The following is a 17,907-nucleotide window of genomic DNA, read 5'->3' as shown; positions in this document are numbered from 1 at the left end:
CGGCTGACGCTTCCGTTTCGCTCGATTGGGCGAAGCGGAGCAATATCCGGCCCTCCGAGGGCCGGCCAAGGAGACAAGCCAATGGCGTCCGCTTTGACCGTGGCGACGCAGGGTGCTTCCACCGGCGCACATAACGCCGGCGTTCACATTGCACCAACACTCAACCAGGCGATCCAGGACTCGGTGCGCCGGTTCCCCACCCGGCCCGCACTGAGCGCCAAACGGGACGGCGCGTTCCGCCCCATGTCCTATGCGGCCCTCGCATCCGACATACAAATGATCGCATCCGCGCTCAACGGTCTCGGCATCCACAAAGGCGACCGCGTTGCGATCCTCTCCGAAAACGGCATGAACTGGGCCAGGATAGACCTCGCCACTCTCGCCATCGGCGCGGTTGTTGTCCCCATTTACCCAACGCTTCCGGCCAACCAGGTTTCGTACATGCTCCGGGACTCCGGCGCCAAGGCGGTTTTCGCCGGCGACGCCATGCAGCTGGCAAAAGTGAAGGCAGTCCGCGCGGACTGCCCCGATCTCGAGGAAGTGGTGCTCATCTCCGGCGCGGCCGAGGGGGGCGTCCGGGATCTGGACTCGTTTATCGCGCTGGGCAGGGACTTTCCACTGACCGACGATGCCTACAAGGCAGCGTGGAGCGGCGTGACGCCCGACGACCTTGCCACCATCATCTACACCTCCGGCACCACCGGCGATCCGAAGGGCGTGGAGTTGACGCACGGCAACTTCATGAATGTGATCTCGGGGGTCCCGACGATCATTCCGTGGGACGAGACGGACATTTTCCTGTCCTTCCTGCCGCTGTGCCACATCTACGAGCGGGCGGCGGGGTACTACCTGGCGCTTACGGGCGGTTCGCAAATCGTGTATGTGGAAGGCTCCTCATCCGTGGAGCGCATCGCCAAGTTGCCACTCAATTTCGTGGAGGTCAAGCCTACGATCTTCCTCGGGATGCCGCGCCTCTACGAAAAGATGAAGGAAAAGATTGAAGACGCGGCGGCCAAGGCGGGTCCCAAGAAGAAGAAGGTGTTTGACTGGGCCATCGGCGTGGGTCTGAAGGCCGCCCGCATCGAGATGCGCGGAGGCAAGGTGGACCGGGCGACCGCGATACAGCGCTCATTGGCGGACAAGCTCGTCCTCCATACGGTCCGGGAACGCTTCGGCGGGCGCATCAGGTATCTGGTATCGGCGGGGGCGCCGCTGGCAGGTGACGTCATGGAGTTTTTCCACGCCTGCGGCTTGATGATGATCGAGGGCTACGGCCTGACGGAAACGTCTTCGCTGGCGATCGCGAATCGCGCGAACAACATCCGCCCGAACTCGGTTGGCCTGCCGGGCGACAATAACGAAATCCGCATCGCGGAAGACGGGGAAATACTGTGTCGCGGCGGCAACGTGATGCGCGGATACTGGCGCAAGCCGGAGGCGACCGCGGAGGCGATCACCGCCGACGGCTGGTTCCACACCGGCGATCTGGGCACCTACATCGAGGATGGATTCATCCGCATCACCGGGCGCAAGAAGGACCTCATCGTCCTGAGCAACGGGAAAAAGGTGGCGCCACAGGACATCGAAGCCAACCTGAAGACGAGTCCGTACATCACAGACCTGGCGCTGATGGGCGACGGGAGCCAGAGCGTTGTGGCGCTGATCGTCCCTGCATTCGACCGCCTGCAGGAAGAGAACGGGGCGCCTATGGACCGCGCAGCGCTGGCCTCGGACCCGGAGGTGCGCCGGTTCATCAAGAAAGAACTCGATCGGTTGTCCGTGCACCTGGCCGATTTTGAAAAGGTGCGCAAGTTCGCGCTCATGGATCATGAGTTCAGCATCGAAAACGGGGAGTTGACGCCCACCCTCAAGGTGAAACGCCACGTGCTGACGGCCCGGTACAAGGATATCCTGGCGGATTTGATGAACTAACGCCAGGCGGCCACCGTCAAAGGAAGTACGGAGCCGGCCAGATTCCGGAAGCCGGAAATCAGGAGACTGTGGAGACTGACCGGTTTCCTTTCACGAGGGGGAGAATCCGCATGGGACTGACTCGCTACATATTCCTGCTGACAGGGCTCGTCGCATGCGCCGGCGCGCGGGCAGACGCTGAGCGGCACCGAATTCAACCCGGTGAGCGGATCGGCGTTATCGCACTGGGTATGAAGGTGAAGGAAGTCCACGACGCCATGGAGGCCGTGGGTTCCGAGCCGCTTCTGAAGGGCAAGGCCGGGGGACCCGGCGCGTGGATGGACCAGCAAGCAGGCTGCGCGATTGAAGCGTACCAGACCGATTCGCTGGGCCACGGCAACTGGGGAAACGTGCTTAAGGTGTACTACGTGAAGGACACCGTGGCGCAGATCGCAACGCAAAGCCTCGTGTACGTGACCAACAAGGGAGCGACCACACGCATGACCAGCGCGGAGTTCCGCAGGCTGCACCCCAGCCTGCACCCACTGGCGCCGCGCACCAGTTGGGGCGGCCGCATCCGCGCCTACGACAGCGAGGCGCAGGGCCTCGCGGTGACGTATTCCATCATCCAGCGAGACAGCGAAGTGAGAACGGCACAGGAGATATTCGTTCACAACCGCGGAACGTCCGTGATGCTGGAGAGCCCGCGCCATGTGGGCAATCTTGCCAAACCGGCGCTGAGCCAGGAAAAAAGTGATTCAGAAAACGGTTCAGCTGGTCGATAGATCAGATGAACAGGGGCGTCGGTTGGGTGTACACCACGAATCCGTGTGTCGGGTCGTGTCTCAACGCGCCCCTTTTTCTGTGCCTCGGGCTTGAGAATGCGTTCCCCAACTGCCGGAAGGAATCACCGAGGTCCGAGTTCCGGGCTCCGAGTTCCGAGTTCCGAGTTCCGGTTCCCGGGTTCCGAGTTGGGACACTCGGGGCTCGAACCCCGCGCATTACGGGTTTCGGTCTTTGCCGACGGCCTTTCGCGCCAGCAGCACGGCGTCAGCCACATCCACGCGGCTGTTATCCCCCGCTACGTTTAGACGCCCCACGAGCGCCGGACTCGGCGCACTTAAGCCGGCCGCAATGCGCAGCGCGCTGGCTGCGTCCGCAATGGTGTATGCCGCTGCGTACGTTGTCTCGTACGCTCCGATGTCGACCGTGCCGGCGATGACGCGAGTGCGCCCGTCCAGGTCCGTGTCGCCCCAGACGGCTGCGTTATCGCCCGCGTCCACACACGGCGATAGAAGCTGCAGGTGATAGTCGCCGGCTCCCAGGCTCGCAAACAGCGGATCGGCGAGGATATTGCCGTTGACGCCTATGGGATCCGCGCCTCCGGTGGCACTGCCATAGATGTTGCCGTAGAAACAATTGTGACTGAATGCATCGGTTGATGAGGCGCTCACGCCAGTTGAGTTGTAAGCGATGACATTGTTCGCCACCGTGAGACCCGTGGTGTTTCCTCCGAGAGAGATGCCATAGCCGTACGCGTCCGGAGCCGGGTAGCTGAAGAAGACAGCTGATCCATGGCTGTTCACGATTGTGTTATTCACGATCCGTCCCGCTATGTTGCCACCGGCGATACCGTCCGCCTCGACCCCGAAATTGGAAGGGGCGCCGCCAACCCTGGCGGTGACTCCCGCGACGACGTTGTTGGCAACGGTCACGTCTCCTCCGCCCACGGTGATGCCGACCGCATAGGCGGAGGCGTAGTTGGAAAACTGCGGATACGTCATTCCCTGGATGGCCGTGGCGCTGACGTTCCGGACGGAGTTGTTCGCGATCGTCACTGGACCGCCGCCTGCGTTGATACCGCTTGCCCATGCCGATGGGTTGTCCTCGTAGTAGCTGGCGGCGATATCCGAGACGGTGTTGTTGACGATAACCACGTCCTTCCCGGCACTGGTGATTCCGCTAGCACTGTAAGCACCCATGTCACCCGTTGCGCCTCCGCCGCGGATCGTAAACCCGTCCACTCGGACGGTCTGCGCGGTGCTGGAGATGGAGATAAGCGTTCCTCCGCCATCTCCCGCGATGACGGAGGCGTGGTGGAAGTAGTCCCGCTGTTCCAACCGGTCTTCGGCGCCCTGAAAGCCGCCGTACAACGACACGTGGCTGGGTATGTCTAAGCCTGCCTGATACACACCTTCACGCACCCACACGGCGCCGTCCATCGCGACGGCCCTCAACGCAGCCCTGATGGACTGTTTGGCGGTCGCCCAAGTGGTCCCATCGTTAGCGTCGCTGCCGGACGGAGAAACGTAAACACGGCTGGGACCAGGCGGCGTGGCCGCCTCGTAGGCCCCCATGTCCACACGCAGGCCCTGAATACGGGACGCGCCGGTAATATCTACCTCACCGGGGTGCACGAAGCTCGCCTCCCCACCGTCCACTGCCGGAGATGTGGTGATGGGCTTATACCGGGGCGACCCCGCCTGGAACATCGGGTTCGCTTCTATGGAGCCGTGTTCGAACGGGCTGGGCGAAGGGTCCGACACGACATTCGTATCATACAGGTTGAACGCCTGAACGGTTCCGTTTGATGCCAGCGCGTTACCGTACGCCGTGGAGTCAGGCTCAAGCGTGGCTCGGTTGTCAGAGAAGATGTTGTTGGCCACGTTCGCGGTCGCCCATATCGAGGCTCCGCCACCCATACACGTGGATCCATTACCGCTGAACTGCAGCCCAATAGCGCTGGCCAGGTTGCCGACGAACGTATTGTTGACGACGCTCCCGCTTCCGCCGATGAAAGCAAGTCCGCCCCCCTGCACCTCGGCAACGCTGAAGATGCCGGGCAGGGCGTCGCCATAGACCATGTTCAGTGCGAACACGTTGTTCCGGACGTCCGCGGTGCAGTTACTCAGCCCGACACCGCCACCGGAGACCTGAACGACCATCCCCATATTGCTGGGCGATTCGCGAAGGGCGGCGTTGTCCTCCACCCAGTTGCGCGCGAAGGAAACGGCGGCGCCATCGGCCCACAATCCGCCCCCGTGCCGGGAGACGTTTCCGGTAATCGTTGTGTGGACGATGTTGGCCGACCCGCCCAGTACCGCGATTCCCCCGCCTCGGCCATCCCAGATGTACTCGGGCGCGTTCGTGCTGGAAGCCATCGCGTCGTTTTCCCGCACGGTGCTGTTGACGACGGTCAGCACGGCGCCCTTCGCGACGATGCCGCCGCCGTCCCTCGCCGTGTTGTTGCAGATGATGCATTCCGCGAACGTCGCCGAGGAACCTGCCATGCAAGAGACGCCTCCGGATTCGGCATTGATGGCGCCGCAGCCATGGATCGTGTCACGTCTGATTGTGCAATCGGCCGCCTGGATGATAATTCCGGGGCCAGGGATGGTAGCCCAGTGCGCCCACATGCTGTCTTCGCCGCGTGCCAGATCGAAGTTGTCCCAGACGGCGCCGAGCGCTTCCGGTGTGATGGTTACCAGCGGATCGGCGTTGAGTGGCAGGATTCGCGTTTGGAATGAGGGGTTCAGCCGGTCTTTGTTCGTGTCACCGGCGGAGAAGCCGCCATACAAAGCCACATGCGGGGTGCGGAGCGTGAGGCCTCCGGCATACCGGTTGCCGGTTACCCAGACTTCGTCGCCCGGCTTGGCCGCGTCCAGGGCGGGCTGGATGGTGATGAAAGCGGTCTGCCAGGTTGCGCCGTCCTGGATGACGCCTGGCGCATCGCGGTTGACGTAAACGGTGGCAGCGCCGGCGGGGCCGACGATCAGAATACCGGCGAGTCCGGCGAGGGCTCTGGAGGTTCTGCGCACAGCGGTTCTCCTCTTCGACGTTTTGGCTGCCCGTGGGGCTCCCGATGGGCAACGATGCTCCCTTGTGAAGACGAGTGGCAACGGACAACGTTCCGGGTTCCGAATTTCCGCCCCCGGAACTCGAAACCCGGAATCACTTTTTGGCCGGCGGGAGTGTCATTCCCAACTGCCAGAAGAGGAACGCGTAGATGTCCGCGTCTTCGGCGATGCTTTCATCCAGGGAATCGCCGATGCCGTGGCCAGATTTGGCGCTGGTCCGCAGCAGCACCGGGCGCTTCGTGCCGCTGGCCTGGAGACGCGCTGTCATCTTTCGGCTGTTCCACGGGGCAACGCGGCCGTCGTTATCACCGGCGGTAAACAACACTGCCGGGTACTGCGTGCCGTCCTTCACGTGGTGGTACGGCGAGTAGGCATAAAGCGCCTTGAACTGTTCCGGATCTTTCACGCTGCCAAATTCCGTGACGTTGAACTGGCCGTTGTCGGTCAATTCTTCGCGAAGCATGTCGTAGTCGCCCACCTGGCTCACGACAGCCTTGAAGAGGCCGGGATGCTGCGTCAGCACGGCGCCCATAAGGAGGCCGCCGTTGCTGCCCCCCTGGATCGCCAGTTTGTCCGCGCTCGTGTATCCGGCCTTCACCAGGTATTGGGCGCACCCCGTGAAGTCGTCGAAGACGTTCTGCTTCTTCGTAAGGTTGCCCTGCAGGTGCCAGTCTTCGCCAAACTCGCCGCCGCCGCGGATGTTCCCCGAGGCATAAATGCCGCCCGCATCGAGCCACAGCCGCAGGCCCGCGTTGAAACCGGGCGACTCCACGATGCCATAGCCCCCGTAACCGGTGAGTAAGAGCGGGTTCTTCCCATCGAGTACCGTTCCCTTCCGCATCAGAATGCTCAATGGGACCTTCGTGCCGTCCTTGCTCACAGCGGTGGCGCGGACAACCTCCGCGTCCGCAAAATCGGCGGGCGACGTGCGGAACAACGCCGTTCGCGTGGACTTCCCGGATGCGGGATCGTAGCGGTACCACGCGCCGGGCAGCGTAAAGGAGGAAACGTTATACACAAGAGCGTCGCCCACCCGGAGAGCCCCGCCAACCGCGCTCACGGGGGGGATCGGCACAATCGCGGTCTGCTTGCCGGCAGGATCGCAGACCCGGATGCGCGACGGCCCGCCGATGACGTCCACAACATAGAGATGGTCCGCCGCGGGGATCACCTGGCGGACAACCGCATCGCTCTGCGGGATCACCAGCACTGCCTCCGAGAGTTTCGGTTCGATCAGCGGAACGCGCAGAACCTTGCCCCTCGGTGCACCCTGATGGGAGAGGAGATAGAGCGTGTCGTTCGGCCCGAAGGCGGCGCTTGTGATCTTATCGGCGAAGGTCGTCACCTGCGCCCACCAGCCGGAGGGCTGCAGGACGTAGTGGGCGTATTCGCCGCCGTCGCCATTGGAGACCGTGGCCAGGACGAATCTGCCGTCGTCCGATGTCTCCAAATCCGTCTCCGCGATGCGCGGAAAATCACCGCCCAGCACATAGGCGTCTTCGGAGAGCGGGCGTCCCAGCTTGTGGAAGAAGACCTCCTGGTAGAAATGCAAGTCCTCCGGCGCGCGTTCTTCGCCCTTGGGGTAGCGCGTGTAGAAGAAGCCGGCGCCATCGCCGCGCCATGCCACGCTGCCGCCGGCCGTGGGGTAGTTGACGCCCGGCACGATGTCCTCAAGCGCCTTGCCGGACCTGGTGTCGTACACATGGACGCTGCCGTCCTCGCTGCCATTTTTCGAGAGGCAGACCGCGACCCTGGTCCCATCCATCGACGGAGCGTAAAAATCGATCGTCGTATCACCGGAGGCGTCCAGGTAATTGGGATCGAGCACGATGCGCTCCGACCTGGTCTCCTCCGTGGACTTCAGGGCCACAAGGAACGGCTGCTGTTTCGGCGGCTGGCTCTTGATGGCGAAGAGCGTGCCGCCCCGCAACTGGAGATCGTAGTAACTGACCGATTTGCCGGCATAGAGCGCGCGCAGCCGCTTCGCGATTGGGCTTCGCTGTGGCTGGGCGTCCAGGATGGCGTGCGTGCGCTTGTTCTGCGCATCGCTCCACTTGCGCACCGCCGGATCGTTGCCGTCCTCCAGCCAGCGGTAGTCGTCCGTCACCGAGACCCCGTGGTAGACGTCGGCAACCGGTTTCTTCGGGGTGGGAGGCAGCGCGGGCGGGGCCGCCACGACCGTAGATGCCGCACTCAGCGCGGCGGCACACAAGAGACGATGCACCATTCGGGCCTCCTTCCGCGCGGCACCCATTGCGCGCGCGGTGACAGCATACGGATCCGGAATACGCGGGTTCAGGCCGTCACGGCGGAGCGGGTGGCCCACTGGACGCCGCGTTGCAGCAGTTTTGCGTAGTTTGGGTTTTCATACACCTGGGTGTTATGCCCCAGCGCCAGATAGAAGACCCGGCCTCCGCCCTCTTCACGCACCCATGCGATCGGCTGGCTCCCTTCGGCCGGTGTCCTGGCCAGCAGGGTATACGTGTCCGGGTGGTGCTCCATGATATAGAGCTCGTCGTGAACGGTGAACGGTTCGACGCCCTCGGTCACAGGGTGCAGGGCCGCAATCTCCACGGGAACATCCAGCTGTGCCGGGTGGGTTACAAAGATGCCGCCGATCATTTTGATGGCTTCGGGCTGGTTCTTGAACGTGTCCGTGGCATTGTGGATGCCGATATAGCCACCCCCGCCGAGGATGAAGCCCTTGAGGGCGGCCCATTGCTCATCGGAGAGGTCACGGTTCGTGGTGTAGTTGACCACGCCGGCGTAGTTCTTAAGGTTGGCCTCGCTGAGCACGGACAGGTCTTCCGAGCAGATGACCTCGAAACCGGCGGGGGCAATGGTACGTGTAATGACCGGCGCCAACTCGCCGAAATAGTGGTAAGCGGTGGTCAATCCGCCGAGCAAAAGCAGTTTCGACACGGTTATCTCCTTGCAGGACAAACGATGAACTCGCGGCGGAAGGCCGCTGCCGTCCGCACACTGCATTGTGTCTGCGGGCCGCGCTTCGCTGTCTAGCCGTGCATTCGGAGTTGGGAGTTTGGGGGGCCACCACGGTGCGGCCTGCGTCCCGCCGTTTCACCCTGCCTCATGCCTCTCAACCGGGTATAATGAACGCCGGGAGATATTTACATTGGACCTTTATGACATCGCAATCATCGGCGGGGGCCCCGGGGGCCTCTTCGCGGCATATTACGCGGGCCTGCGGGGTATGCGCGTGCTGATTCTTGATTCGCTGCCCACACTGGGCGGGCAACTGGCAACGCTCTACCCCGAGAAGTTCATCTACGATATGCCGGGCTTCCCAAAGGTGCTGGCCCGGGACCTCGCGGCCAATATGATCGAACAGGCGATGCAGTACGAGCCAACGGTCCGGTTGGAGGAAACAGTGACCGGGCTGTGCTCCGATGGCGAGAAGGTGACGCTCACAACCAACAAGGCGGTTCACCACGCGCGCGTGGCGCTGATCACCGCCGGCGTCGGCGCATTCGAGCCGAAAACTCTGGACGTTCCGGGCGTCCGCGAGCTGACCGGCAAAGGCATTGAGCATTACGTAAATGACAAATCGGTCTACGACGGCAAGCGCGTTGTGGTGGTTGGAGGTGGCGATTCGGCGATCGACTGGGCGCTCAACCTCGCCGGGAATGCCGCCGAGGTGATCCTCGTCCATCGGCGAGATGCGTTCCGGGCGCATGAGGAGTCCGTCGTCGCGTGCACCCGGAACCCCAGGATCACATTCAAGCTGTTCCGCGAGGTCAAGGAAGTACACGGCGTGGACAGGGTTGAAGCGGTCACGCTTGCGCACAACAGAAACCTCGGGGAGGAAACGATTGGATGCGACGCCGTGTTGCTTTTCCTGGGCTTCTCCGCGGATCTGGGCCCTATCAAGTCCTGGGGCCTGGAGATTTCCAGAAACAGTGTTGTGGTGGACGAACACATGCAGACGACCATCGCACGCGTCTTCGCGGCCGGGGATGTTGTGTGGCACGAGGGCAAGATCAAGCTGATAGCCACGGGTGTGGGCGAGGCGGCGATAGCCGTCAATTTCGCCAAGAACACGCTTGATCCGAAGGCGCTTGTGTTCCCGGGCCACAGCAGCGAGATCAACAGCCCGACGCGGTCGGTAAGCGTCGAGATTTGAGGATGTGATGATGAAGCGATTCCTTCTGATATTAGGTTCGGCCGCGCTCCTGGCAGGATGCACGAAGCAGACGCCGCCTACTTCCGCGCCGGGTGCCCTCAAGGTGGCCCTGGTGACCTCGGGACCTGTGAGCGATCACGGTTGGAACGGACTGGCGCACGATGCCGCACAACAACTGAAGAAGGATACCGGGGCCGAAGTCTCCGAGCAGGAAGTGAAATCCGAAGGCGAGATAGAAGCCGCCCTGCGCGGTTTCGCCAGCCGCGGTTACGACATCATCCTTGGCCACGGCAATGAATACGGCGAACCCGCGATGCGCGTGGCGAAGGACTTCCCCAAATCGCACTTCGTCATTACCGCCGGCCGGGTCAACGCTCCGAACGTGACTTCGCTGGCCTACCGCCTTGAGGATGCGACGTACTGCCTGGGAGTGCTCGCCGCGGGCATGAGCAAGACCGGACGAATCGCCTGCGTGGGCGGCAAACAGATTTCGGTGGTGGAAAGCACGTTCAACGGCCTGAAGGCCGGAGTTGACAGCGCTAGGCCCGGCACACCCGTCACGTTCGCATATGTGGACTCGTGGGCCGATACCGGCGCCGCAAACCGCCAGACGGCGACACTCATCGGGCAGGGAGCGGACGTTATCTTCCACAACGCGGACGCCGCGGGAATCGGCATGTTCCAGGCGGTGAGCGATGCCAACAAGGCCGGAAAGACGGTGTATGCGCTCGGCAGCAACGCCGACCAGACTGCCGTTGCGCCGGATGTGTGCCTGGCAAGCGCCGTGCTGGAACTCGGCAAGACCTTCGAAGCCGTGGCCCAGGAGGTGAAAGCGAACCGGTTCCAGGGCATCATGCGCACGCTGGGGATGAAGGAGGGCTACGTGGATGTGATCTTCAACCCCGCCCTCAAAACGAAGATACCGCCGGCTGTGCTGAAGAAGGTGGAGGATGCGGAGAAGAAGATCCGCTCCGGCGCGCTGACGGTGAAGCAAAGCGCGTGAAGGAAACGATGAGCGATGGGCGAGGAACGCCCAGCTTCTAGTTACCGGTGTCCGGCACGTTATAGCCGGCTGAGATGTCGTGCGCGAGCTTCATGACGTGGGGCGCCACTGCCATGAGCGAGAGTATCCCCACCAACACCGCCATCGCGCCGATCACCAGCAGGATCCTTCCAACGTTCCTGTTGCGAAGGCCGCCCGGCATCGGCAGCACCAACAGCGACCAGGGCAGGAACATGATGAACATCGCCAGGTTGCCACAGCCAACGGTTGAGGGCCCTGCAGGAGCGGTCGTGCCCATGATCTGCTGAGCGGCCTGCTCCGCGAGCCGCTGTTTTTCCGCTTCGGATGGGCGCGCCGGGTCACGGGGAGCCCATCGGTCGGAGCCGGGGGTTACCGTTGGCAGCGTGGCCGATGGTGACGGCCCCATCGCTCGAACGACCACCTGCTCGGCCTTCACGGCGGGGCGCATCTCGCCGCAGAGGCCGCACAGCTTCGTCGTGTCCGGGTTGGTTTCACCGCATTGCGGGCATGTCCAGTTCATAATCAGGTGACGGGTGACGGGTGACGGGTGACGGGTTCCGAGTTCCGAGTTCCGAGTTCCGGAGCCTAGAACAGGCTGCCTTGCCACCAGTTGTCGGCGCTGTTCCAGTGTACGCTCACCACGTTGCGCTTCGCGAGGGCCAGCCTGACATTGGCCGGCTGCGCGGCGTTCAGCGCATTGCGGCTCGTGGTCATCGCCAGGCGCTCCGAGTTGTTTTCTTCACTGAGGTGTGCCAGCCACACCACGCACGGGGCGCTCTCCAGGGATAGCCGCGCGATCTCCCTCGCAGTAACTACGTTGCTCAAGTGCCCGCGGTTTCCCAAAATCCGCCGCTTCAATTCCGCGGGATAGCCGGACTGGCTCAGGCGTAGCACGTCGTGATTGCTTTCAACGATGACAAGCTGAGCTCCCATCATGTTCGACGTGATGACCGGCGTGAGCGTTCCAGTGTCGGTCACGTAGCATGCACGTGCGCCGCCGCAGGAGAACACATATCCCACCGGATCGGCGGCATCATGTGACACAGGAAACGACCGCACTTGCAGGTCGCCGATCTCCATCTCAGAGCCCGTGGGCAATTCGGTCGACGGGGTGGAACCCACGATGCGGGAAGCGGCTTCCAGTGTGGCGGAATTGGCGACGAGGGGCACCTTCAGGGCGCGGCAGGTCGGCCCAGCGCCGGAACAGTGATCGGAGTGTTCGTGGGTCAGGAGCACGGCCTGCACATCGAGGGGGCTCTGGCCCACAGACGCGATCTTGTCGCGGATCGTGCGCATCGGAAAGCCTGCGTCAAGCAGCACGGTGGTCCGCCCTCCCCGGATGAGGAAGGCGTTCCCGCTGCTGCCGCTCGCCAATGACCAGACCTGAAGACTCACGGCCTCATTCTAGCCCAACGCAAGGAAGAGGACCCGTCATCGAGTGGTTCGGATGCGCCAAAGAATGCTCATTCCGCATGCGGTAAGCAATCCGAGCAATGTTGCAATGACCCATACGATAGCCACAGCGTGGATTGCGGTCTGGAGATTCCAGCCGGTACGCGGTGACTCCGTCACCATCTCTACGGCGCACACGACCAAGAAGACACAGCTCCCTTGCCAGATCGCCATGAAGATTCCCGAAGCGCGTGGCCGATTCATTTTGACTGCGGCGAGCCCTCCAACGTACGCAAGGATTGCGTATACAACACTAACGATGATGTACGGCATTGCCAATACCTCCAACCGATCAAATGGCATGAAAACCGTGAAGGCAAAAAAGGCTTGAAGCACGCCCGCTCTGTAGGCGAAATACGCTCCCCTCGGGCGTGTCGGAATCTTGTCAGCCTGCCGTGGTTGAGCGCTTCCACTGCGCCCCTCCACACAACGACCGGGCCAACGAGCACCTGACGAAAACCCATCTGGGATATGTTAGGCTATGGAAGGGCAGTGAGTTCGGCGCTCTCTGCCCTTCCTCGTTCCGCCATATGCCACGAAGCGGTCTTCGATAGGCACTCTGGGGCCACGCGAACACAACAACGCAAGAAACCGAACGCGACGATATTAGGAAACACTAGGTTCTTAGGCAACTTGTCACCGAGTATCATGGCCCTGGCGACCGCGTCCACCATCGCGCAGAAGAGCTCATTGGACTTTTTGTCGAACGCCGCCGCAATTTCGGTGCCGACTCCGGTGATAAGGCTACCCAAACCCATATAACCCCCTGCAGAGGTTCCCGCCGTTGTTGCAGTCTCAACCGCGCCGCCTGTGCCGGCCGCGGCCGCAGCCGCGGAAATGCCGAGCATTCCTAATCCGTAAGCGCCGATGGAAACACCCGCGCCGGCCCCCACGTACCCCCACCATCCTGGTGGTTGATCAGCCGGGTCATTTGGGTTGCAGGGGACGAATGAACCAAAGCAACTTGGCGCCATTCCATAATTGAATGGCGCAAGTCCGCTTGGGTCTGATGCCAAGACTGGATCAGCGTTGCAATACAGGTATCGGTTGAACGAGAGAGGATCAGACTGGAAGCCAAGAAGGGGATCTTCCTGCATCCACCGCCCGGTGCCGGTATGGTAGGTGCGGGCGCCGACATTATAGAGGGAGAAAGCCGGACCTTCTGAAGACTGGAAGACCTGCATGTAGCCGATGTTTCCGCGATACCGGAGGGGGTTGGGGACCAGGATCTCGTCGCCTTCGAAACTGTCCTGAAGTTCCTGCCCGAATGCGTCGTACACGTAATGCGCCGCGAGATTATTAGAAGCATCGACTAACGCAACGACGTCGCCGCGAGTGTCCAGCAAGTACCAGAAGATGGCGCTGTTTTGCTGCTGCGACAGGAGCCTGCCGCCTGCCCACTGGTACGAGACTGAAGTGTAGTTCTGGCCGTCGTCCTGATACACCAGGCGGTTACCCGCATAGTAGAATCGACCAATGAGGGTACCGTAATCGTCTTTGACCTGAGCAAGCCGCCCCAAACCGTCGAATACGAACTGTACGCGCCCGTAGCCGGGAGCATCAGGGGCTTGGATGGATGCCAGGTGGTTCAAAGCATCGGACGTGTAGATTCGGTCGCCGACACTAGGGGTTGAGTATACGTCGCTTACGTTGCCGGCGGCGTCATATGAGTAGTAGTCGGTAACATAATCTGGGTACGCCACAGTGTCCAGCCGGTTGCGCCCAAGGGAATCGAAGGAGTATGTCTCCAGCAAGGAATTGCCGGCGTTCCGGACTTGGTAACGGTTGCCGGGACTGCCGGTGTCGTCGAACGTATAGGATCGGGTACTGATAGCGTCGCCCAGCGTCTGGGTCTCCGGGTTCTGAGGATCGAAGTATGTCACGTATGAGACTTCGTCGTCCGTAGTTCGATGAAGCGGATCGACGGTGTCACTGAACATCTCGACACGTGAGAGGTTGTCCGGTCCGCTGCTCTGAATCATCTTGACGGCAGATGGATCCTGCCCAAATTCGTTCAGAGTCAGCGTATGTATCTTCTCCCAGAACAGTTGGGGGTCGATCGCTGCATTGTATTCGTGCTGAGGATTGCTATCCCGTTCGTAATAGATGCCTCCGTGCGACCCACCGTAGGCATCGGCGGCGTTGCGCCATGCAATACCAGGATCACCCGGGTAGTTTACTCCGTCAACATTACCGCTGCACGCACATTCGCGGTGCAGGAATTCAACGGGATTGCCTGTGCCCCACGGACCCGTTGCCGTGTCCAGCAGACCACCATCGGTATAAGTGAACGCTGTGGTGACGTTGTCGCGATTGGTGAACGTGTTGAGCTGGCCATCGGCACGGTAGGTCCAGCCCAGAGTACCGCTGTCTTTGCCTTCCTGCGTGACGCGGTTCAGGGCGTCCAGCGTCCAAGACGTGGCTCCCGTCGGATCGACCATCCCGGCGAGCAAATGGTTCTCATCATACGAATATGTGATCTCATCGCCCGCCGTGTTATCGATGTCAATCCCCTTCAGACGTTCGTATCCATCGTAGTGAAAGTTGACCTGCGCATCGGTCGAGGATTTCTTGGACCAGTCACGACGCGATAGGGCTGAAATGTAGTGAGCCGTCTGGTCCGGCGTAGTCGTGGAATACCAAGTCCCAGATGGCGTGCCATTCGGCCGCCACACCTTATCCAGATTCCCATGGCTATCGTAGTGGTATCGCCACTGATTGGGCATGGGATCGGCGTCAGTGTCCTGGCTGTTCAACGTGTATGCCCTCACGGCAGTGTTGGATGCCGCGAAAATCTGCCCGTGCGAATCCACCTTGTAGTGTGTGTGCAGGCGGGTCAAATCGGGATCGGCATCATCTGCCGGATCCGGCGCCTGTGCGGTGTGGTTCGCATCCCAGACATCGGTCAAGTTACCGCAAGGATCGTATTTGTAGATTGTGCCCCACCCCCACATGTCGTTTACGAGCGTCGGAAGGTGAGGGTTATTTGCGTCGGAATATGTATACGTAATTCCATTGACAGTGCCCATCGGATAGACTTTGGAAATGTCGCCTGTTGACGTATCGACGTAGTCAATGTTAACTTCGCCTCCTGTTGACCGTGCCATTCCTGCCGGAAGGTGGTTGTCGGTATATGTGTAATCGGTGTGTGGATCGTTCTGGCTGCTGCTGGAGCCCATCCACTTCGTTACCGTGCCCAATTCCCCTGTTGTAAGGTAAAGCTGCGTTGTGGTGCTGAAAGTATCAGCGCTGCCGGTGTAGCCCGTTTTCTGGCCGATGGTTGTCGTCTGCGGATTTCCGCTGAAGGAATATGCCGTGGCAGGCCGTTCGTTGGCCGTTAGCCAGCTCGGCCCGTCAACACGGGAAATGACTCCCGAATTATAGGTATAGGAGTAGGTTGTGTCGCTTGCGTTTTGACCAGTGCGGGTGGCGTTGGTCTTCCAGTCCCGCATCGCGGCGATGGTGTGGTTGGTGTTATAAGTGAAGCTAAACGTTCTGCTGGACGGGCTTGTGGCCGGCGACGTTGTGGCCGGGGTGTTGACGATGCTGGTGATTTCCGCCGCGCTCCCGCGGCTAACGGTCCAGGTCTGCCCAGATGGGTCAGTAATGGTGGTGGTTGCGCCGTTGTAGCTGAAGTTAAGGTTCCGGCCGGTAGGGTCTGTTACCTGATTCAGCCTCGCCGCGTAGGATCCAGTCCCGTAATGAAGGGTGATGGCGTTCCCGTTCCGATCCACTATCTGGCGTAATAGGAGAGGCGGGTCCTCACTTTCGACGCCAATCGGTGTATCCGGCCCAATGGGATCTTCCGCAGCAGGGTCCAGGGAGGCAAAGATGAGGCGCGTGCCGTTCTTTCTCTCGACAGTCAGCTCCGAGAGTGCATTTGAATAGTTCGCCGAGATATAGAGCTTATCGAAGTATCCTGCTACCTCGACGAAACCGTCTGCGTAAGTGAAATCCTTCGTGAGGCCGTTCGGTTCAACGAGGCGCCATCCGTCGTCTTCCAGCGGAAGCAGTTGGTAATCGTAGGAGTGGCGCCATTCCGGCGTTCCAGTGTAGGGCGAGTCGTTGTGGAAATATGCGAGGGCCACTGACAAACCGCGGCCCTTCCAACCAGCGAGGGGCACAGCCGTGCAGGCAGAACCCGTTAGAGTGTTCACGGTGGTGTATGGCGTGGGAAGGTCAGAGCCTTGCCACGGTGTGGGGGGTGTGGCGGGGGCGTCTACGGAGAGAAGGCCCACGATGCTAAGTACAGCAAGCAGGCGGAGGGGGGGGGGGGAGCGAACTTGCGTTCGGCGAAATCTACTGTCTTCACGGCGATTCCTTTCACCGCGTCGTATGAGACGGCGCTCCACGTTTGCCCAGCACGTTCGGGTATTGCCACTCGCTAATGGGTGGCAGGGTATTTATACCCATTTCCATGAAATCCAACCGAGGGTATCGAGGGAACACCAGATCGGTCTATTCCCCTCAGACTCGCACCCGTTGGCCGGTTTCGGCGCTCTCGATCGCCGCGAAGACCATCGCAAGGCTCTTGATGTTGTCGTGACACTCGCCCATCGGGAGCCGGCCGGTATCCAGCGCGGCCAGAAAATCCCGCAGCGACCCGGCGATGCCTGCCGGCACGCCGTCCTCCACGTACCCCTCGATCGTTACGGTGTCGCGATGGAAGCCCTCCGTGCCGGTTACGAGATCGGCCAGCGGCGCGTTCTGCCCGTCCCAGGTCGCGCTTCCGGCCGGACCCGCCGCGCGCCAATCCGCCTCCCACGATGTGTGCCGGCCCTCGGCGCACCAACTGCCGCGATACGTATAGCGAATGCCTCCGGTCATCTCGAACATCGCCGTCGCGCACGCCGCGCCTTTGTACCACGACCACGATGGGTTGAATTCCTCGCAGTAAACGCTTACGGGATCCGCCCCGGATACGTAGCGCGCGGCGTCAAACGTGTGGATCGACATATCCAGAAGCAGGACGTGCGGCATTTCGTCGCGAAAACCGCCAAAATGGGCGCCGATATAGAAGTCGGAGTTGAGGATCTCGGGCGGGCCGACGCGTTCGGCAACAAGTTTGCGGAAGGCGGCGATGCGCGCATCGTAGCGTCGGCTCTGGCTGACCATGTAGAGTTTGCCGGCTTTTTCGGACGCGGCGACCATTGCCCGCGCGCTGTCCATGCTTTCGGCCATCGGTTTCTCGCCGATGACCGGCACACCAGCGGCAAGGGCGGCGCAAGTCACCTCGCGATGAGCTTCCGGCACGGTCACGTCCACTACAAAATCGGGCTTGACCTCCGCGAGTGCCTTGGAGAGGTCTTCGCCCGTGTGCATCTTCACACCGAGTTCGTCCGCTGCTTGAACGGCGGCGTCCGGCAGGATGTCCACCCAGCCGGCGAGTTCCACCCGCTCACAATCGTGCAGGTTTTTTCCCCACGCGCGGCCCATCCCGCCCGCGCCCACCAGCAGTGCTCTCCAATTGTTCAAAGGGAACCTCCTACGGTGAATGCTAACCACAAAGACACAAAGACACA

12 protein-coding genes are annotated in these 17,907 nt (G+C 61.5%); 5 read left to right on the top strand and 7 right to left on the bottom strand.

Annotated elements, in window-relative coordinates; all coding sequences use genetic code 11:
- Positions 1–81: 81 nt before the first annotated feature.
- Both VGM51_01430 and VGM51_01425 read left to right on the top strand, forming a co-directional pair.
- Positions 82–1,932: a long-chain fatty acid--CoA ligase gene (locus VGM51_01430; protein HEY3411698.1), complete on the top strand. Its 1,851-nt coding sequence runs from the start codon at positions 82–84 to the stop codon at positions 1,930–1,932.
- A gap of 110 nt (positions 1,933–2,042) precedes the next feature.
- Positions 2,043–2,696, top strand: a complete 654-nt coding sequence (locus VGM51_01425; protein HEY3411697.1) for a hypothetical protein — start codon at positions 2,043–2,045, stop codon at positions 2,694–2,696.
- 216 nt (positions 2,697–2,912) lie between these two features.
- Here the strand turns inward: VGM51_01425 and VGM51_01420 are convergent, their stop codons facing one another.
- The 3 genes from VGM51_01420 to VGM51_01410 all read right to left on the bottom strand — a co-directional run bounded on the left by VGM51_01420 (position 2,913) and on the right by VGM51_01410 (position 8,690).
- The gene (locus tag VGM51_01420; protein HEY3411696.1) at positions 2,913–5,729 is read right to left on the bottom strand and encodes a choice-of-anchor Q domain-containing protein; all 2,817 of its coding nucleotides are present in this window, start codon (positions 5,727–5,729) and stop codon (positions 2,913–2,915) included.
- A gap of 133 nt (positions 5,730–5,862) precedes the next feature.
- Complete coding sequence (locus VGM51_01415; GenBank protein HEY3411695.1) at positions 5,863–7,995, bottom strand: prolyl oligopeptidase family serine peptidase; 2,133 nt, start codon at positions 7,993–7,995, stop codon at positions 5,863–5,865.
- Between the two features lie 68 nt (positions 7,996–8,063).
- Positions 8,064–8,690 carry a ThuA domain-containing protein gene (locus VGM51_01410; protein HEY3411694.1) on the bottom strand — a complete coding sequence of 209 codons (627 nt, stop codon included), beginning with the start codon at positions 8,688–8,690 and terminating at the stop codon, positions 8,064–8,066.
- Positions 8,691–8,901: 211 nt separating this feature from the next.
- Between VGM51_01410 and VGM51_01405 the strand changes: the two genes are divergently transcribed.
- Positions 8,902–9,909, top strand: a complete 1,008-nt coding sequence (locus tag VGM51_01405) for an NAD(P)/FAD-dependent oxidoreductase (protein ID HEY3411693.1) — start codon at positions 8,902–8,904, stop codon at positions 9,907–9,909.
- A gap of 7 nt (positions 9,910–9,916) precedes the next feature.
- A complete protein-coding gene (locus VGM51_01400; protein HEY3411692.1) occupies positions 9,917–10,912 on the top strand; it encodes a BMP family protein in 996 nt (331 codons plus the stop codon).
- A 37-nt stretch (positions 10,913–10,949) separates the two neighbouring features.
- On the opposite strand, the gene VGM51_01395 is transcribed toward VGM51_01400, so the two are convergent.
- Entirely contained in the window at positions 10,950–11,453 is a 504-nt protein-coding gene (locus VGM51_01395; protein ID HEY3411691.1) for a zinc ribbon domain-containing protein, read from the bottom strand.
- A gap of 65 nt (positions 11,454–11,518) precedes the next feature.
- Positions 11,519–12,328: an MBL fold metallo-hydrolase gene (locus tag VGM51_01390; GenBank protein HEY3411690.1), complete on the bottom strand. Its 810-nt coding sequence runs from the start codon at positions 12,326–12,328 to the stop codon at positions 11,519–11,521.
- Between the two features lie 64 nt (positions 12,329–12,392).
- Between VGM51_01390 and VGM51_01385 the strand changes: the two genes are divergently transcribed.
- On the top strand, positions 12,393–12,716 hold the full coding sequence (locus tag VGM51_01385; protein ID HEY3411689.1) for a hypothetical protein: 324 nt from the start codon (positions 12,393–12,395) through the stop codon (positions 12,714–12,716).
- A gap of 148 nt (positions 12,717–12,864) precedes the next feature.
- Here VGM51_01385 and VGM51_01380 read toward each other — a convergent pair whose 3' ends face one another.
- Both VGM51_01380 and VGM51_01375 read right to left on the bottom strand, forming a co-directional pair.
- Positions 12,865–16,473 (bottom strand): RHS repeat-associated core domain-containing protein, encoded by a 3,609-nt coding sequence (locus VGM51_01380; protein ID HEY3411688.1) that lies wholly within the window; start codon positions 16,471–16,473, stop codon positions 12,865–12,867.
- 379 nt (positions 16,474–16,852) lie between these two features.
- Positions 16,853–17,860, bottom strand: coding sequence for a Gfo/Idh/MocA family oxidoreductase (locus VGM51_01375; protein ID HEY3411687.1), 1,008 nt, complete (start codon positions 17,858–17,860; stop codon positions 16,853–16,855).
- Positions 17,861–17,907: the final 47 nt, after the last annotated feature.

The organism is Armatimonadota bacterium, assembly GCA_036504095.1.
GTDB lineage: Bacteria > Armatimonadota > DTGP01 > JAKQQT01 > JAKQQT01 > DASXUL01.
Note: the sequence above shows the minus strand (reverse complement) of the source record. Positions and strands in the feature narration are given on the sequence as shown.